The sequence below is a fragment of the Kitasatospora sp. NPDC007106 genome, assembly GCF_040634455.1.
In the GTDB taxonomy this organism is placed as follows: Bacteria; Actinomycetota; Actinomycetes; order Streptomycetales; family Streptomycetaceae; genus Kitasatospora; species Kitasatospora arboriphila.
On the sequence record NZ_JBEYFP010000679.1, the window covers coordinates 1 to 3167 of the forward strand.

Here is a 3167-nt window from a genome sequence, read left to right on the forward strand (position 1 = left end):
GGCGCACATCCTCTTCCCTGCCTACGACGCGGACCTGCCCGCCACCATGTCCCGGCGCCCTCCTGGACGATCCGGTAGGCCTCGCGGGAGACGACGCCCGGCAGCCGGGCGGCGAGCGCCGGGTCGACCGCCGCCTCGACGGGGCTCCCCGCGGCCCGGGCGGCGTCGAACAGCGCGGGCACCCGGTCGAGTCCGGGCCGTTCGGCGGCGGCACCGTCGGGGGTCTCGCGGAGCAGGACGAGCATCCGTTCCAGGTCCTCCATGGCCTGCCGGCCGGTGGTCTCGATCGCCTCCAGGGCCTTCTCCCGGAAGGCCGGGTCGGCGACCTCCCGGGCGGCGCCGGCCTGCAGCACGGTGACGGTGAGGGCGTGGCCGATCGAGTCGTGCAACTCCCTGGCGAGCCGGTTGCGTTCCAGCAGGCGTTCGGCGCGCAGCTCCGCGGCGGCCAGCCGGTCCGCCGCCGAGGGGCCCAGCAGCCGCACGGCCAGGGCGAGTTGGAGCCGTCCGGCGAGCACCACCAGCCAGAGCAGGGCGAACACGAGCACCGGCAGCAGCAACGGCCCGTACGGCGGGGCGGCCAGCAGGCGGGTGCCCAGGTCCAGCGCGCGGACGGTCGCCAGGCCGACCGCGAAGCCGAGTGCCGTGCGGGTGACCAGCCAGCCGGCGGTCCGGCCGCGGTCGGTCCAACTCGCCGAGGGTGCGGCACCGATGGACTCCTCCCGGTCGGGCACCAGCAGCAGCCGGGCCTGCACGCCCTCGGCCCGCCGGGTGGCCGGGAGCATCGCCGCCAGTCCGAGCAGCGCGGCATCCAGGGCGGCGCTGAGGGCCACCGTCTCCAGCAGCGACTGGCCGGGCTCGATGCCCGGGTACACGAGCAGGACGACGCCGACGAAGACCGTGCCGATCAGCAGGTGCAGCCAGCGCGCGTAGGTGGCGGCCCGGAGCAGCGGGGCGAGGAAGCGGGGCACGGCACCGATCCTCCCAGCTCGGCGCGGTGCGCCGCCTCCCTCCCGGGAGGGAGACGGTCCACTCCCGGGCGGGATCCCCCGGCGCCGCCGGCCCGGTTGGCTGGAGGCATCGACCAGGGGAGGTACGACGGTGATCGAGGTCAGGAACCTGACCAAGCGGTACGGCGCGACGACGGCCGTGGACGGACTGGACTTCCGGGTGGAGCCGGGCCGGGTGACCGGCTTCCTCGGCCCGAACGGCGCCGGGAAGTCCACCACGCTGCGGATGGTGCTCGGGCTGGACCGGCCGACCGCGGGCGAGGCGCTGGTGCACGGCCGCCCGTACGCCGAGCTGGAGACGCCGCTGCGCCGGGTGGGAGCCCTGCTGGACGCCCACGCGGTGCACGGCGGCCGGACGGCCCGCGGCCATCTGCGCTGGCTCGCGGCGAGCAACGGCCTGCCGCGGCGCCGGATCGACGAGGTGCTGCAGCAGGTCGGGCTGGCCGAGGCCGCCGACCGGCGGATCAAGGGCTTCTCGCTCGGCATGCGGCAGCGGCTCGGGGTCGCGGCCGCCCTGCTCGGCGACCCGCCGGTGCTGCTGCTGGACGAGCCGGTGAACGGCCTCGACCCGGAGGGCATCCGGTGGATCCGCACCCTGCTGCGCGGCCTCGCCGGTGAGGGCCGGGCGGTGCTGGTCTCCTCCCACCTGATGGCCGAGATGGCGCTCACCGCGGACCACCTGGTGGTGGTCGGCCGGGGCCGGCTGCTGGCCGACCTGTCCACCGAGGCCTTCCTGGCGCAGCACGGGCGGACGAGGGTCCGGGTGCGCGCCGTCGACCCGCTGAAGCTGGCCGACCTGCTGCGCACCTCGGGCACGGCGGCCGAACCGGTGGAGGGCGGTGCCTGGGAGGTCTCCGGCGCCGCCCCGGAGGAGATCGGCGCGCTGGCCGCCCGGCACGGTGTCGCCCTGTACGAACTGTCGTTGCTGCAGGACTCGTTGGAGGAGGCTTTCATGCGGATGACCGCGGACGCGGTGGAGTACCGGGCGGTGGCGGCATGAGCGCGGCGTTCGCCCTGCGCGCGGAGTGGGTCAAGTTCACCACGCTGCGCTCCCAGTGGATCACCCCGCTGCTCGCGGTGCTGCTCACCACCGGCATCACCGCCGCCGTGCAGGCCGCGTACGGCCGCGTCGACACCTCGCTGGAGGACGACCCCGCCGGCGGCATCTACTACGGCCTGCTCTTCGGCCACGTCGCGGTGGTCTGCAGCGGCATCCTGCTGATCGGCCAGGAGTACGCCTCCGGCACGGTGCGGGCCTCACTCGCGGCGGTGCCGCGGCGCGGCCGGTTCTACGCCGGGAAGCTGCTGCTGGGCACCGGGGTCGGCCTGGTCGTCGGCCTGCTCTCGGTGGCCGGCGCGCACCTGGCGACCTCCGCGACCGTGGGCCTGGACCTCGGGCAGCCCGGGGCGGTGCGCAGCATCGTCGCCGGTGTGCTGTACCACCCGCTGCTGCTGGTGATCTGCCTCGGCGCCACTGCGATGCTGCGCAACCTCACCGCGGCGATGGGACTGCTGACGCCCGCGGTCTTCCTCGGCACGACCTTCCTCACCGCGGTGCCCGGGGTCCGCGAGGCGGCGTACTTCCTGCCGGACCGGGCCGGCCTGTACGCGATGAACTACCGCGCCGACCCGGCCGTCCCCTACGGCCACTGGACGGGCCTGCTGGTGATGGCGCTCTGGGCGGCGGCCGCCGCGTGGGGCGGGCTGGTCTCGCTGCGACGGCACGACGCCTGACCCGGCGGGCCCACGGCGGGGACGGGCGGGCCGGCGGATAGGGTGGCTGCCATGCATCTGGCTGTTCTGCCACCTCCCGCCGCCTGAGCGGGCGGCGAGGCCACGGAAGACCGTGACTCCGGGGTGAGGCCCTGGGGCGGTCGGCGCTGCCCGCGGACGGGACCACGCGACCGACCTCTTCTGTGGGAGAACACCCATGTCCACCCCCTCCGCCCTGCCCGTCGGCCGGGGCCTGCTCTACATCACCTTCTCCGCGACGGCCTGGGGCACCGCGGGCGCGGCCGCCGCGCTGCTGTACCAGGGCAGCGGGCTCGGCCCGCTCGCCCTCACCTTCTGGCGGTCCGTCGGCGGCGTCGTCCTGCTGCTGGCCGTCCGGGCCTGCACCGGGCGCCGGCGCGGTGACCGGCGGCGGCCGGCGGGCGCGGT

General features: G+C 76.0%; 3 protein-coding genes and 1 pseudogene. 3 read left to right on the forward strand and 1 reads right to left on the reverse strand.

Features of this window, described 5'->3' with window-relative positions:
* On the reverse strand, positions 1–968 hold a 968-nt coding region (locus ABZ641_RS30640; RefSeq protein WP_359987016.1), incomplete at its 3' end, for a histidine kinase.
* 130 nt (positions 969–1098) lie between these two features.
* Here ABZ641_RS30640 and ABZ641_RS30645 point away from each other — a divergent pair.
* From ABZ641_RS30645 to ABZ641_RS30655, 3 genes and pseudogenes are all read left to right on the forward strand, one after another.
* Positions 1099–2007, forward strand: a complete 909-nt coding sequence (locus ABZ641_RS30645) for an ABC transporter ATP-binding protein (protein WP_359987019.1) — start codon at positions 1099–1101, stop codon at positions 2005–2007.
* A complete protein-coding gene (locus tag ABZ641_RS30650; protein WP_359987021.1) occupies positions 2004–2741 on the forward strand; it encodes a hypothetical protein in 738 nt (245 codons plus the stop codon). Before ABZ641_RS30645 ends, ABZ641_RS30650 begins: the two co-directional genes overlap by 4 nt.
* A 196-nt stretch (positions 2742–2937) precedes the next feature.
* Positions 2938–3167: pseudogene (locus tag ABZ641_RS30655) on the forward strand (EamA/RhaT family transporter); the annotation flags it as partial.